This is a genomic window from Bacillus sp. DX4.1, assembly GCF_030348195.1.
In the GTDB taxonomy this organism is placed as follows: Bacteria; Bacillota; Bacilli; order Bacillales; family Bacillaceae_G; genus Bacillus_A.
Map to the genome: position 1 here is coordinate 1,967,715 of NZ_JAUCFT010000008.1, position 26,461 is coordinate 1,994,175.

At 35.8% G+C, this 26,461-nt stretch carries 22 protein-coding genes; 19 read left to right on the top strand and 3 right to left on the bottom strand.

Annotation, left to right across the window (positions count from 1 at the left end; genetic code table 11):
• The first annotated feature begins 14 nt into the window (after positions 1-14).
• The 8 genes from QUF99_RS12950 (at position 15) to QUF99_RS12985 (ending at position 9,688) form a co-directional block, all read left to right on the top strand.
• Positions 15-1,457 (top strand): flavin monoamine oxidase family protein, encoded by a 1,443-nt coding sequence (locus tag QUF99_RS12950; protein WP_289370549.1) that lies wholly within the window; start codon positions 15-17, stop codon positions 1,455-1,457.
• Between the two features lie 307 nt (positions 1,458-1,764).
• The gene (locus QUF99_RS12955) at positions 1,765-2,688 is read left to right on the top strand and encodes a CobW family GTP-binding protein (protein WP_289370551.1); all 924 of its coding nucleotides are present in this window, start codon (positions 1,765-1,767) and stop codon (positions 2,686-2,688) included.
• Positions 2,689-3,220: 532 nt separating this feature from the next.
• Positions 3,221-4,447, top strand: a complete 1,227-nt coding sequence (locus tag QUF99_RS12960) for a serine hydrolase domain-containing protein (protein WP_289370553.1) — start codon at positions 3,221-3,223, stop codon at positions 4,445-4,447.
• Between the two features lie 513 nt (positions 4,448-4,960).
• The gene (locus tag QUF99_RS12965; protein WP_289370554.1) at positions 4,961-6,178 is read left to right on the top strand and encodes a substrate-binding domain-containing protein; all 1,218 of its coding nucleotides are present in this window, start codon (positions 4,961-4,963) and stop codon (positions 6,176-6,178) included.
• Positions 6,179-6,339: 161 nt separating this feature from the next.
• Positions 6,340-7,113 carry an ABC transporter ATP-binding protein gene (locus QUF99_RS12970; RefSeq protein WP_289370556.1) on the top strand — a complete coding sequence of 258 codons (774 nt, stop codon included), beginning with the start codon at positions 6,340-6,342 and terminating at the stop codon, positions 7,111-7,113.
• Positions 7,091-7,795, top strand: coding sequence for a branched-chain amino acid ABC transporter ATP-binding protein (locus tag QUF99_RS12975; RefSeq protein WP_289370558.1), 705 nt, complete (start codon positions 7,091-7,093; stop codon positions 7,793-7,795). Before QUF99_RS12970 ends, QUF99_RS12975 begins: the two co-directional genes overlap by 23 nt.
• Positions 7,796-7,818: 23 nt before the next feature.
• A complete protein-coding gene (locus QUF99_RS12980) occupies positions 7,819-8,679 on the top strand; it encodes a branched-chain amino acid ABC transporter permease (RefSeq protein ID WP_289370560.1) in 861 nt (286 codons plus the stop codon).
• A gap of 7 nt (positions 8,680-8,686) precedes the next feature.
• Complete coding sequence (locus QUF99_RS12985) at positions 8,687-9,688, top strand: branched-chain amino acid ABC transporter permease (protein ID WP_289370561.1); 1,002 nt, start codon at positions 8,687-8,689, stop codon at positions 9,686-9,688.
• Between the two features lie 70 nt (positions 9,689-9,758).
• On the opposite strand, the gene QUF99_RS12990 is transcribed toward QUF99_RS12985, so the two are convergent.
• Positions 9,759-10,292, bottom strand: a complete 534-nt coding sequence (locus QUF99_RS12990; RefSeq protein WP_289370562.1) for a GNAT family N-acetyltransferase — start codon at positions 10,290-10,292, stop codon at positions 9,759-9,761.
• A gap of 572 nt (positions 10,293-10,864) precedes the next feature.
• Between QUF99_RS12990 and QUF99_RS12995 the strand changes: the two genes are divergently transcribed.
• From QUF99_RS12995 to QUF99_RS13030, 8 genes are all read left to right on the top strand, one after another.
• Positions 10,865-12,265, top strand: a complete 1,401-nt coding sequence (locus QUF99_RS12995; protein ID WP_289370563.1) for a cytochrome ubiquinol oxidase subunit I — start codon at positions 10,865-10,867, stop codon at positions 12,263-12,265.
• A complete protein-coding gene (cydB, locus tag QUF99_RS13000; protein ID WP_289370564.1) occupies positions 12,252-13,268 on the top strand; it encodes a cytochrome d ubiquinol oxidase subunit II in 1,017 nt (338 codons plus the stop codon). Before QUF99_RS12995 ends, cydB begins: the two co-directional genes overlap by 14 nt.
• Entirely contained in the window at positions 13,268-14,995 is a 1,728-nt protein-coding gene (gene cydD / locus QUF99_RS13005) for a thiol reductant ABC exporter subunit CydD (protein WP_289370565.1), read from the top strand. The genes cydB and cydD overlap by 1 nt, the downstream gene beginning before the upstream one ends.
• A 50-nt stretch (positions 14,996-15,045) precedes the next feature.
• A complete protein-coding gene (gene cydC / locus QUF99_RS13010) occupies positions 15,046-16,740 on the top strand; it encodes a thiol reductant ABC exporter subunit CydC (protein WP_483298626.1) in 1,695 nt (564 codons plus the stop codon).
• Positions 16,741-16,910: 170 nt separating this feature from the next.
• Positions 16,911-17,132, top strand: coding sequence for a hypothetical protein (locus QUF99_RS13015; RefSeq protein ID WP_289374640.1), 222 nt, complete (start codon positions 16,911-16,913; stop codon positions 17,130-17,132).
• 264 nt (positions 17,133-17,396) lie between these two features.
• The gene (locus tag QUF99_RS13020) at positions 17,397-17,846 is read left to right on the top strand and encodes a DUF6376 family protein (protein ID WP_289370568.1); all 450 of its coding nucleotides are present in this window, start codon (positions 17,397-17,399) and stop codon (positions 17,844-17,846) included.
• A gap of 225 nt (positions 17,847-18,071) precedes the next feature.
• The gene (locus QUF99_RS13025) at positions 18,072-19,073 is read left to right on the top strand and encodes a D-alanyl-D-alanine carboxypeptidase family protein (protein WP_289370570.1); all 1,002 of its coding nucleotides are present in this window, start codon (positions 18,072-18,074) and stop codon (positions 19,071-19,073) included.
• A gap of 561 nt (positions 19,074-19,634) precedes the next feature.
• Positions 19,635-20,234, top strand: a complete 600-nt coding sequence (locus QUF99_RS13030) for a nitroreductase family protein (RefSeq protein WP_289370572.1) — start codon at positions 19,635-19,637, stop codon at positions 20,232-20,234.
• Between the two features lie 156 nt (positions 20,235-20,390).
• Here QUF99_RS13030 and QUF99_RS13035 read toward each other — a convergent pair whose 3' ends face one another.
• Positions 20,391-21,161 carry a TSUP family transporter gene (locus tag QUF99_RS13035; protein WP_289370573.1) on the bottom strand — a complete coding sequence of 257 codons (771 nt, stop codon included), beginning with the start codon at positions 21,159-21,161 and terminating at the stop codon, positions 20,391-20,393.
• Positions 21,162-21,350: 189 nt separating this feature from the next.
• Between QUF99_RS13035 and QUF99_RS13040 the strand changes: the two genes are divergently transcribed.
• Together QUF99_RS13040 and entFM are read left to right on the top strand one after the other, a co-directional pair.
• Entirely contained in the window at positions 21,351-22,133 is a 783-nt protein-coding gene (locus QUF99_RS13040; protein ID WP_289370574.1) for a TrmB family transcriptional regulator, read from the top strand.
• A gap of 416 nt (positions 22,134-22,549) precedes the next feature.
• Positions 22,550-23,863 (top strand): enterotoxin EntFM, encoded by a 1,314-nt coding sequence (gene entFM, locus QUF99_RS13045; protein WP_289370575.1) that lies wholly within the window; start codon positions 22,550-22,552, stop codon positions 23,861-23,863.
• Between the two features lie 377 nt (positions 23,864-24,240).
• On the opposite strand, the gene QUF99_RS13050 is transcribed toward entFM, so the two are convergent.
• Positions 24,241-25,005: an alpha/beta fold hydrolase gene (locus QUF99_RS13050; RefSeq protein ID WP_289370577.1), complete on the bottom strand. Its 765-nt coding sequence runs from the start codon at positions 25,003-25,005 to the stop codon at positions 24,241-24,243.
• A gap of 528 nt (positions 25,006-25,533) precedes the next feature.
• Here QUF99_RS13050 and QUF99_RS13055 point away from each other — a divergent pair.
• Positions 25,534-26,253 (top strand): 3-ketoacyl-ACP reductase, encoded by a 720-nt coding sequence (locus QUF99_RS13055; RefSeq protein WP_289370579.1) that lies wholly within the window; start codon positions 25,534-25,536, stop codon positions 26,251-26,253.
• The last annotated feature ends 208 nt before the right edge of the window (positions 26,254-26,461 follow it).

The window sequence follows — 26,461 nt, forward strand, 5'->3', positions numbered from 1 at the left end:
GGATGCCTCATAACATGAGTGAACAATTAACAATGGAACACATGCTTCACATCATTAAAAGTGGTCTTCATAAGTCACAAGTTCCCAAACATATTATTATTGTTGGCGCAGGGTTAGCAGGGCTAGTTAGCGCATCTTTATTAAAAAACGCTGGGCACAAAGTTACGATTCTTGAAGCGAACAGTAGAGTAGGGGGTAGGGTGTATACACTACGATCTCCTTTTAGTAATGGTTTATATTTTAATACAGGACCAATGCGTATTCCTGAAGTGCACGCTTTAACTTTAGCGTATATTCATAAGTTTCATTTACCTACAAATATTTTTATTAATCGAACTCTTATGGATATCATTTACGTAAATGGTATTACAACACGCCTCAGCATATTTGAACAAAACCCAAGTGTTTTAAAATATCCAGTTAGTCCAAATGAAAGAGGGAAAACAGCTGAAGATTTAATGTCTTTAGCACTACAACCAATTCTGGATTTTATTAAACAAAATCCAGAAAGAAATTGGTCGATTGTAGAAAAACAATATAGAACATATTCATTAGGTTTCTTCTTAAATTCCTATTTTTCAGATGGTGCAATCGATATGATTGGTGTACTTCTTGATATGGAAGCGTATATGGGGATGTCCCTAATTGAAGTACTGCGAGAATTGGTATTCTTTACATCAACAACGAAGTTTTATGAGATAACAGGCGGGATGGATGCATTACCTCAATCATTTTTACCCCAGTTAAAAGAAGATATACGGTTCTATCACAAAATGACAAAGATTATACAGCATCATAATGGTGTTACCATTCAGTCTAATCATGAGCAAACTTCAGAACAATTTATGGTGATAGGTGACCTTGCCATTATAACAATCCCTTTTTCTACATTACGTTTTGTAGAAGTTGAACCATACCCTTCTTTTTCTTATTACAAAAGAAGGGCGATTCGTGAACTTAACTATATGGCTTCAACAAAAATCGCAATTGAGTTTAAAAACAGGTTTTGGGAAAGAGCGGGCCAATACGGTGGTAAATCTATAACGGACCTACCAATTCGATTTACGTATTATCCGAGTTATGGTATTCATACAACAGGAGCTGCTGTGGTTTTAGCAAGTTATACATGGGCAGATGAAGCTTTGACATGGGACAGCCTATCTAATGAAGATCGTATTCGCTATGCTTTAAAAAATTTGGCGAAAATATACGGAAATCAAGTCTATACTGAATATGTATCAGGCGCATCTTATAGCTGGAGCCAAAACCCTTATTCCTGCGGGGCATTTACAGCTTTTGAGCCAGGACAAGAATTGGAATTATATCCTTATATCCCGACACCTGAGGGAAGGGTGCATTTTGCGGGTGAGCATACGACACTTACTCATGGCTGGATGCAGGGGGCGATTGAATCTGGAATCCGTGTTGCATATGAAGTTAATAATTTGCCAAAATGATAAATACCGAATCGGAAAAAAGATGTTGATGTAACTGAAAGCGTCAGACTTAGTCAGTTATAAATCAGACGCTTTCGCAATTTTTGAAAGTAAACATAACAATGCTTAATATTATACATTTGGAAGAGAGATTCACTTCTTTCTAATACGTCTTTTACATATGATTGAAAAGATGCGCGTGTTTTGTTTACAAATAAAATTTGTTTTAATAAAATAGTTAATATAAATCGTAATAATTACGCTTTATGATAAAGGTGGAAAGTAGTTCAAATCTTAATTAGAAACGAAGAAATGGATGGTTGGTAATATGAACAAAGTAGAAATTCATATATTAGGTGGATTTTTAGGCAGCGGGAAATCAACGTTACTTCAAAATCTTTTGATTGCGGAAAAGCAGAAAAATCGAAAAGTTGCTGTATTAATGAATGAAATAGGTGAATACTCGGTAGATACAGATATTGTAGGAAGAGAAAATATATTGAGAGAACTTTTGAAAGGCTGTATTTGCTGCACAATGAAAGATGAGTTAGAAATTCAGCTACATTCCTTGTATCAGGAAGAAAGACCAGACGTTATTTATATCGAAACGACTGGGGTTGCTCATCCAATAGAAGTACTAGATGCTTGCCTTGCGCCTATTTTAGCTCCTTATATTGAAGTAAAGTCAATTATCGTCGTACTAGATGCAATAAGATGGAAGAATCGCGAAACTTTAAGCAAAAGCATACAACAACTTCTGAACGAACAAATCAAATATGGAAGTCATATTCTTATCAATAAAGTAGACTTGCTAACAGAAAAAGAGAAGAAGCATATTTTAGATGAAGTAGCTTTGATAAATGCAAATGCAAAATTGTATGAAACACAGTACTGTAATATATCTTTAGATGATTTAGAAGAAGTAAAACCAGAACGAAATGAAGAACATGAAAAATTACATGTAAAACAGCATTTGCATATTCAAACAATGACGTATCAATTTACAAAATCAATTGAGCAGGACAAACTGTACGAGTGGCTCTCAAATTTACCTGAGGCAATTTATCGTGTGAAAGGGTTTGTGAAATTTCATGGTGATAAGTATCCAAACTTATTGCAATATTCATTTGGTGTGCCATCGTTATTAGAGCAGGACTTTGGTTTTCCTACGAACCTAGTGATTATTGGAGAAAATTTAGATAAAAAGCAATTGATGGAAGAGCTAAAGAGTTTGGAAAATACATCAATTTGAGTAGCGAAATATGAAAGTGAATATTATGTTTAGTAATTCATGATAAAACAAAAGATGAAACACCTTGCAAATAAAGAAGTTTATCTTTATCCCGCATTAACGGGCTGTAAAACTCCCACCTCAAAACTTGAGGATTACAAAGAAGTTTAGGTGGGAGAGAAACAGCCCGTAAAAGCCCGATTGGTTCAACTAATAATCAGTGGGGGATGAAGAAAACCCCCACTGATTAAAGTTTCACTTTATTTGCAAGGTGTTTTTTATGCTTTTTTATATAGCTATAGGTGCCCCTTGAAAATTATGAAATTTGGCGAAAATAAATAATTGTTAATTGAGCTCGAACTTTGAAATTGAATGGAGTGTAATTTGATAAACAAATCGATGAGGATTCTAAAACAAGTTAATGAATGAATTCTAGACTGTTTGGGAAAGATTTTACTTCAAGGTAAGCCATATCAATCCTTAGGGAGTTAAAGTATAGTGGTGAATGTGTCTGAAGATGAGAAGTCAAATGTTTTGTTACAAGGAGAATAAAATGAATAAGAAATACAGTTTTAAAAGAACTGTTTTATTTCCAGCTTCTATGGCTGTCCGTTTATATGACTTAAGAACTTTAGTGAAAAGAAATAATACAATGAAGAAGAATCCTTCTAACCTTTGTACACTATTTGCTAAGCGTAAGAGAATTGAAAATTTCCGTAGTCTTTACAAAATATATCCTGCTCAGAAGGTAAAACGGAAAGGGCCTGTATTTCAATTTGATTATGATTTGAAAAAGATGTGTATGATGTATAGTTATAATGGAAAGCAATCTACTCTTGACGAATTTCTTAAACGAACGATGACTACAGGTTTTTTAGCTATTAAAAACGATAAAATTGTAAACGAACGGTATTTACATGGGAATACAAGTAGTTCTCTTAACACTTCATGGTCCGTTACAAAATCCGTTATATCCGCTTTAGTCGGTATAGCAATTGATGAAGGATATATAAAAGGGGTACATGAACCTATCATAAGTTATGTTCCAGAATTAAAAAATTCTGGGTATAAAAATGTCTCTATTAAAGAAGTTTTGCAAATGAGTTCAGGTATTCACTTCAATGAAAATTATAATGACTGTTCTTCTGATTTCTACATGATCATACAGGAACTATTTGGTGAAGGGCAAAGTATGAACCAGTATGTTTCTCAATTGGATTATCAAGAATTTCCCAGGATATTTTCTTATAAAAGTATTGATACACAAGTACTAGGCATGCTTATTACGAAAGCAACTGGACAGAATCCAGCACAATATTTGCAAGAAAAAATATGGGAACCACTTGGAATGGAATGTGATGCATTTTGGAATACAGATTATGATGGAAATATACTTGCTTATTCTTTCCTGAATGCTACTCTTAAAGATTTTGCGAAATTTGGACTGCTCTACTTACATAACGGAAACTGGAAAGGAAAACAAATTATTTCACAGAAATGGGTTCGTGAGTCTGTTATACCAGAAAGGCATGATCTCCTTAAGGATACTCGTTCTAATTTTACTGATAGCTATCAATATCAATGGTGGATACCAGGACCAAATTATATAGACGGAGAATTTCTTGCGATAGGAATTTGGGGACAGAGCATTTATATAAATCAGCAAGAAAATCTTGTCATTGTTAAAACAAGTGTTGATCCTAATTTCGAAAAACATCACTATGAAATGTATACTGTGTATCGTGCAATTGCAGATTTTTTACGGGAAGAATTTAAATAAAATAATAAACGAAACTTCACGAACAAATAGATTTTCTTATTTAAGTAGAGTAGAAGGGAAATTAGCTATTTTAGATTGAACTGTTTAGAACAATCAAGTGAAATATTAATATCCTGAAATGGGACTGACTCATGTTTTGAGTCAGTCCCATTTACTTATTAAACATTATTTTGAGCGTGTTATCCCACTATTCGTGGGCAGTAAGCCCATCGCTTCAAGATTCAGCTGGTACAGGATATACTTGGGCAGCAACTGTTATTAGGTGGAAAGGGTGAAGGATGTGAATTATATGTGTTTGGAGCATGTGAATGTAATGAATACTTCGAACAAGTGTATGAATATTTACAAATAAGTTGGAAGGTATTTGGAAAAATGTGGCGAATGTAAAGGTACTTCAGGAAATTTCATTTCATAGCAACAATTGATGTTGATAAAAGGGGAATGTCATTATTACGGATGGTTTGCTTCAATGTATTCAATTCTATAAGAAAGTAAATTATAGGGGGAATCATGATGTCAGCGAAAAAACGTAAGTGGCTAAAAATGGTGTTCACAGGATGTATACTTGGTTCACTGTTAGTAACAGCTGGGTGCTCTGGAAAAAAAGCAAGCACAGGTGATGAGGAAACGATTAAGGTTGGTGTTCTTGCTTCGTTAACAGGACCGCTTGAATCGTACGGAAAACAAACAGTAAACGGATTTGAGCTTGGGCTAGATTATGCAACTGGTGGGACAGGGAAAGTGGAAGGGAAAAAGATTAAGTTTGTTGTAGAAGATACGGAAACAAAAGCGGATGTAGCGGTTAAGAAGGCTACGAAACTTTTAGAAGAAGAGAAGGTTGACTTTTTAGTTGGATCATCAAGTTCAAGTGATACGCTAGCTGTTTTACCGTTGGCTGAAGAATACGAAAAAATAATGGTCGTTGAACCAGCAGTAGCGGATAGTATCACAGGTAAGAACTGGAATAAATATATTTTTAGAACAGGAAGAAATTCATCTCAGGATGCAATTGCTGGTGCTGCATCGATTGCTAAGAAAGACGTGAAAATTGCTACGTTTGCTCCAGATAATGCCTTCGGACGTGAAGGGATTGCGGCATTTAAAGCAGGAGCAAAGAAGTTAGGTGCCAATATTGTGAATGAGCAATATGCTGATACCAATTCCACTGATTTCACGGCAAATATACAAAATATTATTAGCTCAAAACCAGATTACTTGTTTATTGTTTGGGCTGGTTCGAATTCACCATGGAAACAATTAAAAGACATGAATGTGGAACAGCAAGGTATTAAAATTTCAACTGGTGCACCTGATATTCCTGCGCTAAAAACGATGGATGCGTTAGTTGGAATGCAAGGATTTTCAGTGTACTATCATACGCTTCCGAAAAATAAAGTAAATGATTGGTTAGTGGAAGAGCATAAAAAACGTTTTAACGGTACTGTTCCAGATTTGTTTACAGCTGGAGGCATGTCAGCTGCTATTTCAATCGTGGAAGCTTTAAAGAAAACGAAAGGCGATATAGATGTTGATACGCTTATTAAAAAGATGGAAGGTATGGAATTTGAAACACCAAAAGGAACAATGAAATTCCGTGCGAAAGATCATCAAGCTTTGCAAACACTCTATTCGATTACATTAAAAAAACAAGATGGTGTTGATTATCCAGTACCGGTTTTAGAGCGAGAATTAAAAATGCAAGAAACGGAGCCACCAATCCAAAATAAATAATCAGAATAATTAAAAATCAATCACGCATTGCCTTCTCTAATTACCTAGTTTTCATGGGGAGATAGGGTGTGATTGATGAGAGATTTCCAGCTGTGATAGAAGAAAAAACATGGCTGGAATTTTTACTTTATACAAAAAATACTTTGTGAGGAGGGCGTAGTGTGGATAAATTGCTAGAGACTCGCGACCTTTGTGTCTCGTTTGGAGAACATCATGTCATTAGAGACGTGAATTTGACGATACAAAAAGGAAAGCTTATTTCTATTATTGGGCCGAACGGAGCAGGAAAGACAACTTTATTTAATTTGTTAAGTGGTCAGCTTTCTCCGACAAAAGGAGAGATTTATTTTAAGGAACGTGACATTACAAAGTTATCGATTCCAGATCGAACGCGCCTTGGCATCGGACGTTCTTTTCAGCTTACGAATATTTTTCCAGAATTAACTGTTCTTGAAAATGTTCGGCTTGGTGTGCAGTCGTATGCGAAAGATTATTATAGTTTTTTCCCGAAACCGTTCCAGTATAAGCAGCAACAGGAAGAAGCGCGGCATTTACTTGAGGTTGTACTACTGAATGATAAAGAAGAAGTTTTGGCGAAAGACTTAGCTCATGGAGAAAAGCGAAAATTAGAACTTGCCATGCTTTTAGCGCTTAAAACAGATGTATTATTGCTTGATGAACCGACGGCTGGTATTTCTATTGAGGAGGTTCCTGCTATTCTACAAGTAATTGAAAATATAAAGAATAATAGTGAAAATACGATTGTGTTAATAGAACACAAAATGGATATGGTTCTTCATTTGTCTGATCATCTCGTTGTATTATTTCATGGGGAATTATTAGCAGAAGGTTTGCCAGAGGAGATTATGAAGGATCAGCGTGTGCAAACTGCTTATTTAGGGGGATTATACAGTGACACTATTAAAAGTGGATAATATAGAAACGTATTTAGATCAGTTTCACATTTTGCAAGGTGTTTCCTTCGGTGTCGAAGAAGGGACCATTACAGTCTTATTTGGCAGAAACGGAGCGGGAAAAACAACAACACTTCGTTCAATTATGGGTTTTCATACGATTTCTAAGGGAGAGGTTTACTATGGCGACGAGAAAGTAAACGGGTTATCTACACATACGATTTCGCGAAAAGGTCTGGGATATGTGCCAGAAAATCAAGGGATATTTCACGATTTAACGGTTGAAGAAACGCTTGCTCTTGCTCAAACGAAAAAAAATATTGAAACAGATGAAAAGGTGGACTGGATGCTTGAGCTCTTTCCGGATTTAAAAAGATATTGGCATAAAAAAAGTGGATTATTAAGTGGCGGACAAAAACAAATGTTGGCTATTGCACGGGCGTATATTAACAGTGAAGGCCTACTGCTTATTGATGAGCCGAGTAAAGGATTGTCTCCGATTATGATTGAAAAGCTGATGGTATCTATTTTAAAAATGAAAGAGAAAACAACTGTTTTGCTTGTTGAACAAAACTTTATGATGGCAAGTCAAATCGGTGATTATTTTTACATTATGGATAATGGAAAAATTGTGCATAGCGGTCTGATGAATGAACTGAAGGAAGATAAGGTAACATGTCATAAATATTTAGGGATTTCTTAATCTTAATACGGGGGGCATGGAAAGTGGATGTGCTGGTCAACTTATTTGTAAATGGTGTTTCGACAGGAATGTTGATTTTCCTATTAGCATCTGGACTTACGCTGATTTTTGGTTTAATGAGTGTCCTCAACTTTGCTCATGGCGGATTGTTTGCATGGGGAGCTTTTACAGGTGTATGGCTATTTAATGTAACAGGTAATTATATAATTGCATTACTTGGTGCCATCGTGATGGGAATGTTTCTTGGGTGGATATTAGAAAGATTTCTCATTCGTCCTGTTTATGGGAATCACGTTCGGCAACTACTTGTTACACTTGGTGGTATGCTCGTGCTCAGTGAATGTATTAAAGTATTTTGGGGACCAAATCCGATTGGAGCTAAATTGCCTTCTTGGTTACAAGGAAGCTTTACATTTGATGGGATTATATTAATTAAGTATCGCTTATTCGTTATTTTAATTGGTTTATTGATTTACATCGGACTTGTATTGCTACTTCGTAAAACGAAAATTGGGCTTATGATTCGTGCTGGTGTTATGGATAAGGAGATGGTTCAAGCACTTGGGATTAATGTGAAAGCTATTTTTTCTTTCGTGTTTTTATTAGGGGCTGGAATGGCTGCGTTAGGTGGTTTTCTTCTCGCTCCATATTCGGGTGTTATTTTTGCAGAAATGGGAATGCAATATGCAATTTTGGCTTTTATTGTTGTAATCATTGGTGGGTTAGGGAGTGTACAAGGCTCTGCTCTCGCATCTTTAATCGTTGGATTGGCAGGAGCTTTTACAGCATATTATGTTCCTGATTTATCGCTTGCTATAAATATGTTGATGTTGTTATTCGTCTTATTAGTCAAACCAACAGGATTAATTGGTGAAAAGGGGTGAGAGCGTTATGACCACATTTTCTAATCGGGGTAGATTATATTTCGGAATCGCAATGCTTTCTTGTTTGATGATATTCCCTTTTGTAAATGATTCACGGAGCATACTTATTTTGTTCACACAAATTTTCATCTTTGCCATTTTCGCTATGAGCTTTGATATTCTCCTAGGGTATACAGGAATTGTGTCGTTTGGACATTGTATGTTTTTTGGAATAGGGGCGTACTGTGTCGCACTCTTATTAGATCGTCAAGAGGCAACGGTAGCGAGTTTTTTAATTGGAATTACGATAGCAGTCATTTTATCGGGGATCATTAGTTATATTATTGGCATGCTTTCTTTACGATTGAAAAGCCATTTTTATACGATGCTAACACTTGCTATTTCCCAGTTATTCTTTGTGCTCGCTGAAAAATGGCGTACTGTAACACACGGGGGAGACGGTTTTACATTCCGTGTACCTGATATGTTTCGAGATCGTTTCACATTCTATTATATTACGCTAATAAGTCTAGTAGTTATTTTTCTATTACTACGACTGTTTACGAAATCTTCCATTGGAAAAGTACTAAAAGCTGTTTCGCAAAATGAACAACGTGTGGAGGCGCTCGGCTATAAGATTCTTCACTATAAAGTCATTGCAAGTGTTGTAGCTGGAATTGTGGCAGCGCTTAGCGGCGGATTATTTGTTGTCACACTCCGTTTTGTAAACACGACCGTTTTCTCGATTGAAATGACGCTAAATGCTTTATTGATGACGACGATTGGTGGTATTGGTACATTAGTAGGAGCGGTAGTAGGGGCAGGAATCATTGAATTTTTTAAGTATTATTTATCAGAGCTTGCTGCGCAGTATCCAATCTTTGAACGATGGACAATTTTCCTTGGTTTATTGTATATCATCGTCTTGTTAGGTTTTCCAACAGGATTGCTAGGAACAGTTAGGAAATTGACGAGCTGGAGAAGGCATAAGAAGAAAGAAAAGAGTGAGCAGGTCGAGCATAGTGCTTAATGCATTGGAAAACGGGACTCTCCGATTGGAGAGTCCGTTTTTTGTTGAAGGTAAGTACAAAAGTTTCTTTTTAAAATATTAAACTCATTATTAGTGTGCTATAAAAAATACCATTGATATAAGTATCTTCTTTCAATAAACCTTCTTCTTCAAATCCAACCTTCTTATATAACTCGATTGCTCTCGTATTATCCTCTCTCGTAACAAGAGTTATTTTTTTAGTAGTTCCGTTTGCTTGTGCCCACTCGATAAGTTCATTCATCAGTATTTTACCTAAACCGAACCCACAATGTTTTTCTTCTATAACAATTCCTAAAGTTCCAACATGTTTCGTTCTGGCCTTTCCATTAGAAGTAATGGACGCGATACTTACGATTTCATCATCAATTGTTGCTAACAAGATAATGGAATGACTTTCTGCTCTAGTAGATGCTAGGAAGCTTTCATAATCCGTTAACCCCATGCTAAACTCATTTTCCCCAAATGAAAGAAAATCCGTTTCTCCACCTACAATATTATAAAAATCTATCATACGCTTGGCATCTTCTTTTGAAACCTCTCGTATGAAAACTTCTTTCCCGTTTCTCAAACTTATTTTTTTCATGTATCTCAGCTTCTTTCAAATTAGTCTTGTTCATCATAACAGTTAAAAAAACTTTATGGCTATCATTTTTTGAATTTAAAAAAATTAATTTGTTCTTGACAGAATATCAATCAATTTCTTGTTTGAAAACATGGGCATTTTTTAGTGATAAAGTCAAGCGTTTTAAAGGGAGTCATGATTTTTTTCTAAGAAGAGATAGCTTTCATGTTTAAAAATCGTATTTTTACAATGTGAAATTCCTTTTTCAAAAAAATAACAAAAGACATATTTCCGACAAAATCCTGTCAAGAATACGTCAAAAATCCACTGAATTTATTATGCAAGTATATTATACAATTCGATTAACAAAGAAAATACTATGGAAATAGGGGAAAGTTAAATTGCATGAGTTGAGCTTACGTATTTTCATTGTTAGCTTGAAAATCTGAAAATTTTCATTTTCAAACAATACATACGTGAATTAACAATTTTGTATTTCCTACTGATTGAGTTTTTATTAATTAACATAAAGCATAAATATGGCTCAATCTATTTTTAATACATATAAAAAATGAAAAGGAAGTGATTTTAACATGGATACACTCGAATTGGCACGAATTCAATTCGCATCAACAACGATTTTTCATTATTTTTTCGTTCCGTTGTCTATCGGTCTAGTTTTTATCATTGCGTTAATGCAAACGATGTATGTGGTAAAAGGACAAGAAATTTATAAGAAGATGACGAAATTTTGGGCTCATATATTTCTTGTTAACTTTGCGGTTGGTGTTGTAACTGGTATTTTACAAGAATTCCAGTTTGGAATGAACTGGTCAACCTATTCCCGTTTTGTCGGTGATGTATTTGGACCATCACTGGCAATTGAAGGGCTTCTTGCGTTTTTCATGGAATCTACATTCCTTGGTCTTTGGGTATTTGGTTGGGATAAACTACCGAAACGGATTCACCTTCTATCCATTTGGCTTGTGTCACTTGGAACGATTTTATCCGCGTTTTGGATTTTAACAGCGAATGCGTTTATGCATGCGCCAGTTGGATATGAGATGGCTGATGGACGTGCACAAATGAATGATTTCTGGGCAATTATTCAAAACCCACAATTGTGGGTACAATTCCCACATACGATTACGGCAGCAATGGCAACAGGAGCTTTCTTCATTGCTGGTGTAAGTGCATGGAAAATTGCTAAAAGACAAGAGACAGAGATGTTTAAAAAGTCTTTCCGCATCTCAATTATCGTTGGAACAATTGCAACAGCTCTTGTGCTGTTCTTTGGTCATGCTCAAGCACAAAATTTAATTAAATCACAGCCAATGAAGATGGCAGCAGCTGAAGCTTTATGGAATACAAGCGCAGATCCGGCACCATTTACAGCTGTGGCAAAAATTAATCCAGAAACAAAGTCTAACTCATTCGAAATTCAAATTCCTTATATGTTAAGTTTGTTATCCTATGATAAATTTAGCGGTCAAGTGGAAGGGATGAATCAGCTTCAAAAAGAATATGAAGCAAAATATGGTCCTGGAGATTATATTCCACCGGTACGTACAATGTTTTGGAGTTTCCGAGCGATGGTAGCTAGCGGTACATTTATGCTACTTCTAGGCGTATACGGTTGGTTTTTATCAAAAAAAGATCGTTTAACAGAAAAACCATTGTATTTAAAGCTAATGGTATATGCAATTGCTCTTCCGTTTATCGGTAATACGGTTGGCTGGATTATGACAGAAATGGGGCGCCAGCCTTGGGTTGTATTTGGAGTAATGAAAACAGAAGATGCGGTATCACCAAATGTTACAGCGAATGAAGTACTGTTCTCTCTCGTTTCATTTACGACAATGTATTTGATTTTAGGTGGGATCTGTATTTACTTATTCGTTCGTCTAATCCGCGGACATGCCAATAAGAAAACACAAACCGATCATCATAGTCATGATCCGTTCGATAAGGAGGAAGAATATGTTGTCTCTTAATGAGTTGTGGTTTCTTATCATCTCTACGTTATTTATCGGGTTTTTCGTGCTCGAAGGGTTTGATTTTGGGGTAGGAACAGTCGCTAAGTTTTTAGGAAGAAATGATTTAGAACGACGTATATATATTAATACAATCGGTCCATTTTGGGATGCAAATGAAGTATGGCTTGTAACGGCTGGTGGTACGATGTTTGCGGCGTTTCCACATTGGTACGCAACACTGTTCAGTGGGTTTTATATCCCGTTTGTGTTTATGATACTCGCTTTAATTTTACGAGGGGTTGCGTTTGAATTCCGAGGAAAAGTGGATAATGTAAAGTGGAAGAATATGTGGGATTGGGCGATTCTTATCGGTAGTTTTGTTCCACCACTTCTTTGGGGAATTGCCATTACAAACTTTATGGTAGGCGTTCCAATCAATGAAAATAAAGATGTAGTAGGTGGCTTCTTACAACTGCTTCATCCATTTGCTCTACTTGGAGGTTTAATGTTCGTTCTCTTATGTGTAGTTCATGGTTTGCAGTTTATTACGCTTCGAACAACTGGAGAGCTACAAGAACGTGCGCGAATTGTTGCAAAAAAAATGGCACCCGTTACATTACTTGCTCTTCTTGCTTTTGCAGGTGTGGGATTGCGGGAAACAGATATTTTTATCGCTCATGGAACAGGCTGGATTGCACTTCCATTAGGTGCATTCGTAGCGCTATTTGTATCTAGTATATTGAATAGAAAGAGACGCGATGGCTGGGCATTTTTTATGACAAGCTTAACAATTATTCTGCTTAGTGCAAGTGTCTTTATTGGTATGTTCCCACGTGTCATGATTAGTACACTTGGGGCAGCGAATGATTTAACAATTTATAATGCGGCATCAGGACCATATTCACTTAAGTTAATGAGTTACCTTTCACTTACGATTTTACCGTTTGTATTAGGCAATCAAATATGGAGCTACTACGTGTTTAGAAAACGTATTAAGCCTCAGGATCATTTGGAGTACTAATGAAACGAAAAAGAGGACTTCCGTCGTATCCTGGTAGCCGTTTTTTATATGTAATACTCAGTTTCATTAGTATTTTTGAAGCTTTGAGTATAATTGCACAAGCAGTATTTTTGTCGCGTACCATTACATTTTTGTTTCAAGGGACCCCCGTGCAAACCGTTTACAAGGAAATACTATTCTTTGCGATTGCTTTTTTTGTAAGACGTATACTTATACATGTATCACAATTTCTAGTAGAACGTTTTTCAGAAAGAACAGGACTAGCACTGCACGAACAATTAATACAAGCGTATTTCAAACTAGGACCAAGGTTTATACAAAAGAATGGAACTGGTCGTCTGGTGACCTTATCGATTGAGGGGATAGAACAGCTGAAAACATATATTGAGTTGACAATTCCTCGGATGATTCGAAGCTGCACCGTCCCAGCGATCCTTGTTGTATATGTTTTCACGCTAGATGCTACTTCAGCTGTGATTTTAGTTGTAACAATACCGATTGTCATTGTGTTTATGATTCTTCTTGGTCTAACAGCACAAAAAATGGCCGATAAGCAATACGACACCTACCGTGTGTTATCTAATCATTTCATTGATACGCTAAAAGGTTTGGAAACATTAAAGTACTTAGGAAAGAGCGGGCAGCATGAGGAGAAAATCGAGAAGGTTAGCAAGAGGTATCGAAAAGCAACGATTCGTACATTGCGAGTTGCTTTTCTTTCTTCTTTTGCACTCGATTCCTTTACAAGTTTATCCATTGCCTTTGTTGCGGTAGGACTTGGTATTCGTTTGATAGATGGTTCCATTATTCTGTTACCAGCTCTTACAATTCTTGTTTTGGCTCCAGAATATTTCCTACCGATTCGTCAAGTTGGAGCAAATTACCATGCGACATTGGATGGTCAAATTGCGATGGAGCAAATTGAAGATATAATCGAACAGCAAAAAAAAATGGTAGTTCCGAGGGCTGATTCCCGGATTTCCTGGGACCCTTTTAGTAGTATGGCATTAAGCAATATAACAGTTTCTAATGAAGAATCGGAAAAAACATTGTTACAGGATATTCATTTCTCATGGAAAGGTAATGGGGCTATTGGCATTATTGGGGAGAGTGGGGCAGGAAAATCGACATTCATCGATGTACTTGCCGGATTTCTTCAGCCGGACCATGGTAGCATTGTTATTAATGGCACTGAAACGAAATCGTTCACACGTGAAGATTGGCTGCAAAGTATTGCTTATATTCCGCAAACTCCATATGTTTTCCCGCTGTCTCTAGGGGACAATATCCGTTTCTATGAACCGAGTGCTACAGATGAAGAAGTGGAGAGAGTAATAGACGAAGTAGATCTTCGTTCACTTGCTGAATCCCTTCCGGAAGGGATTCATGAAAGAATTGGAGAAGGAGGGCGCATGCTTAGCGGAGGACAAGAGCAACGTGTCGCAATGGCACGTGCACTCCTCAGTAAAAAACCTATTATTCTATTGGATGAACCGACGGCTCATCTTGATATTGAGACAGAATTTGAGATCAAAAAAGAGATGCTTCGTTTATTCCAAGGGAAGCTTGTATTCCTTGCAACGCACCGTCTCCATTGGATGAAACAAATGGATCATATTCTTGTTCTAGAAAAAGGAAAGCTTGTAGAACAAGGAACATATGAAGAACTCCGAAAAAAACAAGGGACATACCAGAAATTAGTTGGCAATCATGTGGAAGGGAGGTAATACAAATGAAAAATTGGGTTCAACCTTATATAGAACAAAATAAAGGCCGCATGCTCCTGACCATTGCTCTTGGTGTTCTTGGAGTAAGTTCAGGTGCGATGCTCCTATTTATTTCAGGTTACTTAATTTCAAAATCTTCTCTCCAACCTGTCAATATTATGGTGGTGTATGTACCTATTGTGGCAACGCGGGCATTTAGCATTGGACAAGCAGTATTTCATTATATAGAACGATTGGTTGGACATGACGTCGTTTTACGAATATTAGAAAAGATGCGAACAAAATTATATCGCGTTATAGAACCACAAGCGTTGTTTTTACGATCACGCTATCAAACAGGAGACTTACTAGGTGTATTATCGGAGGATATTGAACATCTACAAAACTTGTATTTACGAACAGTATTTCCTAGTATACTTGCTCTTGCGATTTATAGTGTATTTGTTGGTGTTCTTGGTGCATTCGATTGGCTCTTTGCACTTATGATGGGGCTCATGCTAGCTGTCATCATTTTTCTAATTCCATTTGTATCATTAATGATGACCAAGCATCACCATGTTGCCTTAAAACAAGGGCGAAGTCGTCTATATCAAAAATTAACAGATGCTGTATTTGGTCTAGCGGATTGGCAAGCAAGTGGTCGAACAACTGAATTTGTAAAAGATTATTCAGAGCAAGACTTTGAACTGTTAAGAGTTGAAAAGAAAATGAAGCGTTGGCAACATATACGCGATGGACTCATTCACCTTACTGTAGGAATCGTTGTAATTTCTATGATTATATGGACAGGAGATCAAGCGCAATCAGAACAAATTGCATCAACGGTCATTGCAGCTTTTATATTAATGACATTATCAGTTACAAATGCATTAATACCTGTTTCAGATGCGATTGAGAGAATTCCATCCTATAGAGATTCATTAGTACGAATTACGAATGTGGAGGATGCTCCCGCTTTATCGTTTGAAGGAAAACATGTTTCTAAAGTAGAAAATATTTCTTTACAAACGCAGCAGCCAGTAGTCATTCAATTAGAGGATGTATCGTATCGGTATCCAGAAAGTAAAGAATCCGTACTGAAAAATCTTTCTCTCACAATTCCAGTAGGAAAAAAGGTTGCTATTTTAGGGAAAAGCGGAACTGGAAAATCGACGATGTTAAAGCTACTTACTGGGGCCTTGCATCCAACAAATGGCCGAGTTTTAATTGAGGGCAATGAGGCACATACTGATTTTTTAGCACAGTATGTTTCGGTACTAAATCAAAAACCACATCTATTTGATACAACGATAGGCAATAATATACGAATTGGTAGACCGGATGCAGAGGATAAGGACATATGGAACGTTGTTGAACAAGCGCAGATTTCTTCATTGATTTCTTCGCTTCCAGAAGGACTTCAGACAAAAATGCATGAAATGGGGAAAAGGTTTTCTGGCGGAGAGCGACAACGCATTGCCTTTGCTCGAACGCTCTTACAAGAAACACCTGTTATTGTACTGGATGAACCGACAATTGGTCTCGATCCTAAAACGGAATATGCGTTACTAGAAACGATGTTTACCGCTGCCAAAGATAAAACGGTTATTTGGGTAACCCATCACCTTGTGGGGATTGAACATATGGATGAAATTATTTTTCTTGAGAATGGTCAAATTGCGATGCAAGGGAATCATGAACAGCTTTTGGCAACAAATAAGAAGTATCGCGAGCTGTATGATATGGATAGAGGGGCATCAAAATAACTCTTTGAAAGATAGTTTATAATGATATTCCTTATTGTGTATCCGTAAAACAAAGATGGATCAGCGGGAAATTGTGGCGTAGTGTTTAGAACTATTCATATATAGGCAATACTTGAGCCATATGAATTGTTTAAACGAAAGGATGAGACGTAATGTTGGAGGATGGGGATATATATGAGGAAGATGGAACGATTTTAATTATGGAACCTTTAGATGAAAGAGGTTTCAGGAAATTTATATTAACGATACCAAAGTCCGTCTATGAAAAAGAAGAAGTTACGTTAAAATATGGAGCTGCCATAGGTGGTGGATATACAAATATCATTGATGAGATTATTGGTGTATACATGGAAGCAGAACAAGTAACGATTGTAGGATATGTAAGGAATTAGTATCCTCTATTCATGTTTATAATAACACGTGAATAAGTTGTGAGTGAATTAACATTTATTTGGAATCTAAATAAAGGGAAAGAATTAAATGTTAGTTTAGTGGGTGTTATTGTATCTTGAGTTCAACCATATTATAAAGAGGTGCTTTATCCATCTGGATAGAATAAAAGAAAGAGAATACTCAACACTTTATTTTAAAGTGTTGAGTATTCTCTTTCTTTATTTGGTGGGAAGGGAAGTAGTTAATTTAGGAGGGGTAAAGGAATGACAATGAATAAAACAATGTTATTTTTGTTCATGATGGTATTTGGTTTAATGGGTTGCTCAGCTATTGAAGAAGGAAAAAACTCCATCGATTATTTTCAAAAAGCTACAGAGTACGTCAATGAAGTAAGTAATTTTGCAAAGGAAGCCTCAGCTTTAGCAGAGAAGGCGATAAATGATGATGCTGCTCGAAAAGAATTAGAAAGCAAATTGCAACAAATTCAAAAGGACATCCCAGCTTTTAATGAATTAACACCTCCAGACGTAGCAAAAGATATTCACCAACAAATTGTTGGTTATAATGAAAAACTAAATTCGTTAATTGATACATCTACGAAAAAAATAGAAGAAGGGAAAATGGATTTAGCACAATTTAAGAATTCAGAGCTGATGCAGACGATTCAAAAAATAAAAAATCTCGCAGGAGAAGTTCAAAACTTGGGAAAATAAAGGAGTAGTTAACGAGTCAGTATAAAGTGTGAAAATGTAAGGAGAAATATTTGTATGTGTAAAATCCCCTTTAGATAGTACCTAAAGGGGATTTTGAATGTGTTCTAGTTACTGATATTAAATGCCGTGTTTGAGCAATGATCTTCTGTTTCACCTTGACGATTTGAAGGCCTAGTTGTTATGGTAGAATTTGAAATTGTTCTTAGTAGAAAAGGAGTTTTTATCATGAAAAGGTCAAGGTGGGGGCTAGTAGCGATACTATGTGTGATTATCTTTAGCGTATGCTGGTTCTTTTTCCATGAAAGAATACTAGAAAAGAAAGAAGAATCGGTTGCTCAAACAGAGACAAAAACAAAAGCGGCAGAAGAGAAACCGCAGGAAGTAAAGCCTGAAACAAAAGAAGAGAAACAACAGGAAGCACCACTAAAAAAAGTTGTTCCGCAAATTCCAGAGCCAATCGTTGAAGCGAAAGCAGCGGTGGTACTAGATGCTAGTGATGGAAAAGTAATCTATAAAAATAATGAAACAGAACCGCTTGCTCCAGCAAGTATGTCAAAAATGATGACAGCTTATATCGTGCTAGAAAACATCCATAAAGGTAAAATCCATTGGGAAGATCAAGTGAAAATTAGTGCGAAGTCCTCACAAACTGATGGTGCTGGAATCCCAGTGCAAATGGGAGATGTATTAACTGTTAAAGATTTATATCACGCCTTAATGATTCAATCTGCAAATAGCTCTGCCGTTGCTTTGGCAGAACACTTAGCGCCGACCGAAAAGGAATTTGTAGAATTGATGAATCAAAAAGCAAAGCAGCTAGAGTTATCAGATGGTACAATTTTTGCGAATGCCTCAGGCTTACAAGAAGCAGATGGAACGGAAACAAAGATGCCAGCAGCTGATGTAGCAAAGTTAGCGTATCATCTAGTAAAAGATTATCCAGAAATATTACAAGTTTCTCGTTTATCACAAAGCCAATTAGCATTTAAAAATACGGTTGTTACGAACACGAATAAAATGCTAAATCAGGCCAACCAGGGACTTTATATAGAAGGAATGGATGGATTGAAAACAGGCTTTACAGATAGTGCAGGCTATTGTTTTACAGGGACTGCAATGCAAGGAGATACGAGATTAATTACGGTTGTTATGGGGACGGATAGTAAAGATAAACGTTTTACGGAAACGCATAAGTTATTATCATATGGGTTTCAAATTGTTAAGTAAGTGAAGGGTTTTGGGGTATAATGTAAAGAAATCACCTTGTTTGAATCTCATGTTGAGAGGGGAATAGGGTGATTTTTTATATTATATAAATCCATTTTGATTTTTCGACATATAGCCGCGGCTATGGATACCAAAAGGTGACCTGCACTCGTTTCCTCTCTTTGTTTTCACTATGTCTGGGCAGGGAAAGGATCTGAACGCTTCTATGCATGGCCGGATGCTCTCTCCCACCTAAAAAGAAGGGTTTTATGTTGGTTTTTTAATTTGTATTTATATAGATATGTTTATAGCAAGTATCAGGACAAAGAATTGGATTTTCAATTTGTAGAAGTGAATGAAGTGTATGGTCCTTATTAAGGATGAGAAAAAGAATTGTGAAATTGAATGCATATTAAAAACCTACAAACAAAAAATAGTAGAAGTGCGTGTGTTATGATTTGAATTCTGTTTGTTGCGTAAATATAATTAATTTATAAACTTATTATTAATAAGTTGAAGAGGCGAAGATAGAAGGAATACATAAGTCTAATGCCTCATAACAAACAATTGGAGGGAATTAGTATGGCAAAAGATTTTTACACAGCGATTGAAGACAGAAGATCGATTTACGCAATTAGTAAAGAACAAGTGATTTCTGATGAAAAAATTCAAGAAGTGATTAATCATGCCGTAAAATATACGCCTTCATCTTTTAACTCTCAAAGTGCAAGAGTCGTTGTTTTATTAGGCGAACAGCACGATAAATTATGGAATATCACGAAAGAAACGTTACGAAAAGTAGTTCCTGAAAATAGTTTTGCACCAACGGAAGAAAAAATGAATGCATTTCGAAGTGGATATGGAACTGTTTTATTTTTTGAAGACAGCAAAGTAGTTGAAACACTTCAAGAAAAATTTGAATTATACAAAGATAATTTTCCAACTTGGTCTCAGCAATCATCTGGGATGCTTCAATTTGTTATTTGGACAGCGTTAGAAATTGAAGGGTTCGGTGCGACACTACAGCACTATAATCCATTAATTGATGATGGAGTGAAAAAAGAGTGGAGTATTCCGGACAATTGGAAATTAATCGCTCAAATGCCTTTCGGTAAACCAGTTGCACCAGCAGGAGAAAAAGAGTTTCAACCATTAGAAAGTCGTGTAAAAATTTTAAAATAACGTGATAGAAAAGGATTACCGATATCGGTAATCCTTTTTATAAATTGTTAGGGAATAATTAGCCTTCTGTTATCCAAATGTTTATCATATAAATTGGTTATTTAATAGCTATTTTATCAAGGGAATCCTAAAAAATCCATATTGTTTTGTCAGAGCCTACAAGATACGTAAGTAATCAATGATATTTTTCCCAATTAGGAAGAGCGTTACGATAATGAATAAAATCCGTACATAGGATACGCCTTTTTTAATCGCAAAGTTCGATCCCACAAAAGCACCAAGAATCATTGCCAGCCCCATTGGAATCCCATATGCAAAGTTTACGACATCTAAATATAGAAAAATAATGAGTGCGGCAATATTACTGCCGAAATTTAATACTTTTGCATTTCCTGCAGATTGAAGAAAATCAAATCCAACCATTAAGAAAGCAAATAATAGAAATGAGCCGGTTCCGGCACCAAAAAATCCATCATAAAATCCAATAATGAAAATAACGCAAGAGAAGAGTATCGCCTTCTTATAGTTCATGCCTCTATAACTCGCATCTTTTCCCCAATCTTTTTTCATAATCGTATAAATGGCAACGCCAATCAATAATACAAGTACTAACGGTTTTAATATTTCAGAAGAAATATGTTTCACGACAAAGGCACCAAGAACAGAACCTATAAATGTTAACGGAAATAACTTGGAGACTAATTTGAAATTAACGTTACCAGATCGAATAAATGAAATGGTACTCATAAGTGCTCCCATTGAACTTGCCAGTTTATTTGTGGCAATGGCTGTTGTTGGTGGAAGTCCAGTAAATAATAGTGCCGGTATAGAAATTAAACCGCCGCCCCCTACGACAGAGTCGATAAATGCAGCTAAAAATCCAGCAAGAATTAAGAAAAGCAGTGTATAAAGATTAATGTCCTCCATATGTATGCCCCCTATGTAAAAATAAAAGATATTAGTCACTACTTAAATAGTACCTATTATAAAGGGATATGTAAATGAAAACTTCAACAACTTTATTCATCCATTTACTAATTTTGTTTTTATAGTTACTATGATAGTAATGACTATCGTAAATGTTTTAGCAAATATAACTCTTATAGGAGGATTACAATGGACGATTTACTACAAAAAATTCAAATGCTCGGTCTCAATCAATATGAAACGAAAGCCTATGTAACGTTAGTTCGCCAAGGGGCTTCAAGTGCCTATCAAGTTAGTAAAAATTCAGGTGTACCTCGTGCTCGTATATATGAAATACTGAATGATCTTGAACAAAAAGGCGTAGTGATGAAAGAAGAAATAAATGAAGCTGTGCAATATTCTCCATTGCCAGTAGATGTTTTTTTAGAAGCAGTAAAGGAAAAATGGGAAGAAACATATGCGTATGTCGAAAAAAATTTAAAAGGGTTTGAGAGAGAAGAGCCAGAAGTTGATCCACGTGTGACCACTCTAAAAGGAGAAGAAAATATACTTGCTTTTTGCCGAATATTAATTCGCAGAGCACAAAAAAAAGTGATTCTATCTATGTGGAATCCAATGTATGAAAAACTCTTGAATGATTTACAAGCAAAACAGGAGGAATGTAGTTTAAAAGGAATCGTATTTCAAGTAGAAGAGCCTTTACCTGAATTAGAAGTTCATCGCCAGACAAGCTATGTCGATAATATCGGAAATCATAAATGGTTCATCTTGTCTATTGATGGAAAAGAGATGGTATATGGACATTCTATAGAGCAAAAAGGTAATGCATTTTACACAGATGATCCTGTGCATGTGTACTTACTAGAGAATTATATATGGCATGATATATTAGTGAATCGTTTAGTGAAAGATAATGAACAAAACATAGATTCTTGGATTGCGCCAGAAAGAGATAAGTTCTTTAAAATATAATCCTAATTTTTTAGAAAATTACAGAATTGTTAGTTCGGTGAACTTTGTAATGATAAGAGGGATGCTCATGTAGGTAACCCTTTTTGAATGGGAAAAATAGGTGTTAAAATCTTTTTATCTCGTATTAACGGACAGTAAGCTCTCATTAATGGAAGATTCACTCTATCCCGCAATAATGGGTGTGAACTCTCCATTATGAAAAAAATGTTGTATTTAAAGCTATTGATTGTTTTTTTACTCAGATTTCACACTATGTTCACACCAAGTTCACTTTAGTAATCTATAATTGATGGGGTAAAAATATAAAGCTCTTGTTAAAAAATGGAATTTCATATGTATTCAATACGTTTCGTTTTGTATATAATGAGTTCGTTTATTTTTAATGAGGAACAGTGGGGAAGGAAGTAAAACAACTTATGAAAAAAGTACTAGCAGGTTTAGCAGCAGCTTCTGTAGCTAGTGTGGTAGTTCCTGGAATGGATACTGCTCATGCACAAGTTCCAACAGATGCACTAAAAGAAATCGATGCACAAACGCAAACACAAAAACAAACAATTGAACCAACAGTAACTGAAACAAAAGCAGTGGAAACGAAATCTGAAATTAAATACACAGTAACGGCTGATGTATTGAATGTACGTACGGGTCCTAGTACGGGAAATGATATTATTTCTAAGGTACAAGAAGGACAAGTTCTACAAGTAACTGGTGAAGAAAATGGCTGGTTTAAAGTAAATGTAAATGGTAAAACAGGCTATGTAAGCGGTGATTTTGTAACAACTGGTGAGAAAAAAGGAACTGCTGTTCAACAAGGAACAGGTAATTATACAGTAAATGTTTCTTCACTTAACGTACGTACAGGCCCTAGCGCTTCTCATACAGTAGTGGGTACTGTAAATAAAGGACAAACTGTACAAGTTATTGGTGAAGTACAAGATTGGTTTAAAATCAATCATAATGGCGGAACTGGATACATCAGTAAGGACTTTGTAACAAAAGGCGGTACAAATACAAATGTAAGTACGGAAACAGAGAAACCAAGTAACAATGATATGACGATTCGAAAAGACGGATCATATGTTGTTGATACAGCTGCTTTACGTGTACGTACAGGCCCAGCTACATATAACGCTGTAATTGGTGGCGTATTGAAAGGTCAAACATTACAAGTTATTGGTGGAGAAAACGGCTGGTATAAAATTAACCACCAAGGAAGAACTGGCTATGTAAGTGCAGATCATGTTAAGTTTGTAAAAGGTGGTACAGAGAATGTAACTACGCCTTCTCGTCCATCTACTGGAAGTGAACAAGGAAATACACAAACAGAAAAACCGCAAACAGAAAAACCGACAGCACCATCTGGTAATGGATCATCAATCGTGTCTGTTGCACAGTCGTTAAATGGTTCACCGTATAAATATGCTGGTACGACACCTGCTGGTTTTGACTGCAGTGGCTTTATCTACTATGTATTAAATAAAGCAGGTCATTCTGGAAGCCGTCAAACAGTTGCTGGTTACTGGGGTAGCTTAACAAAAACAAGTAATCCACAACCAGGAGATTTAGTATACTTTGCAAATACATATAAACCAGGTCCTTCTCATCTTGGAATTTACCTAGGAAATGGACAATTTATTAGTGCAGAAAATGAACAAACTGGTGTAAGAATTAGCTCAATCAATAATTCTTACTGGAAGAGCCATCTATTGGGTTATTCAAAAGCATACTAAGAGAATTATATTCTTAAATAGTATAAGGAAAAGCTTTCTAGGAAACTAGAAAGCTTTTTCATATTTCTATCTTGGATCGTGTTGTTTCTGTTTGGATTATTTTTGATGTTTATAATGCATACAACATCGTATGCTAGTCCACCAAAAAAGAATACTTGAACATAAAGTAGTAGATATTGAAAGGGGCGATAGCTAGAGAAAGAAGAAAGGGCAAGTATAAAGTTGTCATAGTATGATGGTATATATGCATTGAGATTTACATAGCTTTATTTTGCAAACATAAAGAATAACTAACTTACATATGTAAGGAAAGGGAAGCAGTCATATGAAATATGTCTGCTTCCCTTTTTTTCTTTATTGTTGTGAAAGTAAGCATTTTATTGTAATGCACCACGGAGAAATCTAGAGTACAAATCGTAAAAATAATTTGGGCGGAATATATTTGCAGCATGACCAGCTAACGGAATCTCTTTATATAGAACATTAGGAAGAATAGATTTCAAATCAAATAAACACGATTTATAAAGATGGTCGTGCTCTCCCATTACCCAGAGAATCGGTTGCTTTAATTCTTGTAAACGGGACTTTAGATCGAATTCAAGACGATGTCGCAGTGATTCTACAATAATGGATGAATGTAACTCTAATCCAAACCGATAATAAATTTGTTTGGAAATGAGAGCGAATGGATTTGCTTTGAGTATACCGCTTGGGAAAATTGTCTTTGAATATTGATCCAACCAAGTTGAGTACTCATTCTCTCTTTTTTCCCAAAATTTTCGAAATACGTTATACAAAACAGAAGGGTTATTATAATGACCTCCAATATGACAAAGGCTCAAAACTTTCTCTGGATAAGTGTGAGCAAATATAGTACCGATATAACAGCCGTAGCTGAGGGCACAAATATGAGCTTGCTCGATTCCTTCTCTATCATAAAGATCCGACAATTGTTGTACCAATCGTTCTAAAGAAAAGTCGATTGCTTGTCCTTTGTCTTCGCCATGACCGAGTAAATCATACGTTATGATGTTGTAAGAAGGGGAAAATAATTTATACTCTTTTTTAAATGCACGACGATTACCGACTAATCCGTGAATGAATATAATTGTTTTCTTACTAGAATCCTTTTTTGTTTGCAAAAGTATGCCCCTCTCAATTTATGAAAATCAGTTTTTTTGGATATCATTTTTTCGCCATGTAATTAAAGGGAATTAATGATTTTTAAACAGTTGGAATAACGTTTTTATATGAATGTATAAGTGTTTTTGTTTTGAATATTGAAAGTTTAGAGAGAAAGAACTATTCTCTAGTTTTTAATAAGTACCAGGTAATAATATCAGATAATTATATTGTTTGTAAAGATGAGTTTATATATTTTTAATGGAAATAAAAAAGTGGAAAATGTTGTTACATATAGGTGAGGGATAAGCTGTCCCGTGAAAGCCCGATTGGTGAGGGCTAATGATTTTTAAATTGGCCTTATAATTTTTGCAACGAGTATGTAAGTATACATCACTTAGAGTTTAAACTGAAACATTGAAAATGATGCTCGCAGTTACCTGTAAGTAACCTACGCACATAAAAGTGCATGATTGCATTTCGGTCCATATATCGATAAAATTTATGTTATAAAATTAGTAACTGAGAATGATTAAGGAGTGTTATATTTGGCAGAATTATTACAAGGGAAAAATGCATTAATTACAGGAGCAGGAAGAGGTATTGGCCGTGCTGTAGCTGTTGCTTTAGCTAAAGAAGGCGTAAACGTAGGCCTTTTAGCACGTTCGGAAGAAAACTTAAAGGCAGTTGCAAAAGAAGTAGAAGCTGAAGGTGTGAAAGCTGCCATTGCTACTGCTGATGTTTCTTCATATGAAGAAGTAACTGAAGCAATTAATTCATTAAAAAATAGTTTAGGTTCTATCGATATTTTAATTAATAACGCAGGAATCTCTAAATTTGGTAAGTTTTTAGAGTTAGATGTTGCTGAATGGGAAAAAATTATTCAAGTGAATTTAATGGGCGTATACTATGTGACTCGTGCCGCGTTACCAAGCATGATTGAGCAACAATCTGGTGATATTATTAATATTTCATCAACAGCTGGACAAAAGGGAGCACCAGTAACAAGTGCATACAGTGCTTCTAAATTTGGCGTTCTTGGTTTAACAGAATCGTTAGCGATGGAAGTGCGCAAACATAACATTCGTGTTACTGCGCTAACACCAAGTACAGTTGCAACAGATATGGCAGTAGACTTAGGTTTAACAGATGGTAATCCAGATAAAGTTATGCAAGCTGAAGATATTGCAGAGTTTATCGTGGCACAGCTGAAATTAAATAAGCGTACATTTATTAAATCTGCTGGCTTATGGTCTACAAATCCATAAAAGAACCAATCATTGAAGCTTGATTTGAAAGAGTCTAATCAAAAAATGGATGACCCAAATAGTTTTAACTATACGTTTCGCCAAGTTGAAGTTGACAAATATTTTGTTGATTTACGTAAGACTGTGATATGAAGCATAAGTTTGCCGGAACGGCAGGCTTATGCTTCTTTTGTTTGTGGCAAACTTATCTTTGTATCAAGAAGCCCTT

What these genes read in the sequence shown, in the direction of transcription:
- cydD (WP_289370565.1), top strand. Translation starts at nt 13,268, where the DNA reads ATGAAACGAAAAAGAGGACTTCCGTCGTATCCTGGTAGCCGTTTTTTA.
- QUF99_RS13025 (WP_289370570.1), top strand. Translation starts at nt 18,072, where the DNA reads ATGAAAAGGTCAAGGTGGGGGCTAGTAGCGATACTATGTGTGATTATC.
- QUF99_RS12990 (WP_289370562.1), bottom strand. Translation starts at nt 10,292, where the DNA reads ATGAAAAAAATAAGTTTGAGAAACGGGAAAGAAGTTTTCATACGAGAG.
- cydC (WP_483298626.1), top strand. Translation starts at nt 15,046, where the DNA reads ATGCTCCTGACCATTGCTCTTGGTGTTCTTGGAGTAAGTTCAGGTGCG.
- QUF99_RS13030 (WP_289370572.1), top strand. Translation starts at nt 19,635, where the DNA reads ATGGCAAAAGATTTTTACACAGCGATTGAAGACAGAAGATCGATTTAC.
- QUF99_RS13040 (WP_289370574.1), top strand. Translation starts at nt 21,351, where the DNA reads ATGGACGATTTACTACAAAAAATTCAAATGCTCGGTCTCAATCAATAT.
- QUF99_RS12955 (WP_289370551.1), top strand. Translation starts at nt 1,765, where the DNA reads ATGAACAAAGTAGAAATTCATATATTAGGTGGATTTTTAGGCAGCGGG.
- QUF99_RS12995 (WP_289370563.1), top strand. Translation starts at nt 10,865, where the DNA reads ATGGATACACTCGAATTGGCACGAATTCAATTCGCATCAACAACGATT.
- cydB (WP_289370564.1), top strand. Translation starts at nt 12,252, where the DNA reads ATGTTGTCTCTTAATGAGTTGTGGTTTCTTATCATCTCTACGTTATTT.
- QUF99_RS12960 (WP_289370553.1), top strand. Translation starts at nt 3,221, where the DNA reads ATGAATAAGAAATACAGTTTTAAAAGAACTGTTTTATTTCCAGCTTCT.
- entFM (WP_289370575.1), top strand. Translation starts at nt 22,550, where the DNA reads ATGAAAAAAGTACTAGCAGGTTTAGCAGCAGCTTCTGTAGCTAGTGTG.
- QUF99_RS12985 (WP_289370561.1), top strand. Translation starts at nt 8,687, where the DNA reads ATGACCACATTTTCTAATCGGGGTAGATTATATTTCGGAATCGCAATG.
- QUF99_RS13020 (WP_289370568.1), top strand. Translation starts at nt 17,397, where the DNA reads ATGACAATGAATAAAACAATGTTATTTTTGTTCATGATGGTATTTGGT.
- QUF99_RS12950 (WP_289370549.1), top strand. Translation starts at nt 15, where the DNA reads ATGAGTGAACAATTAACAATGGAACACATGCTTCACATCATTAAAAGT.
- QUF99_RS12965 (WP_289370554.1), top strand. Translation starts at nt 4,961, where the DNA reads ATGTCAGCGAAAAAACGTAAGTGGCTAAAAATGGTGTTCACAGGATGT.
- QUF99_RS13035 (WP_289370573.1), bottom strand. Translation starts at nt 21,161, where the DNA reads ATGGAGGACATTAATCTTTATACACTGCTTTTCTTAATTCTTGCTGGA.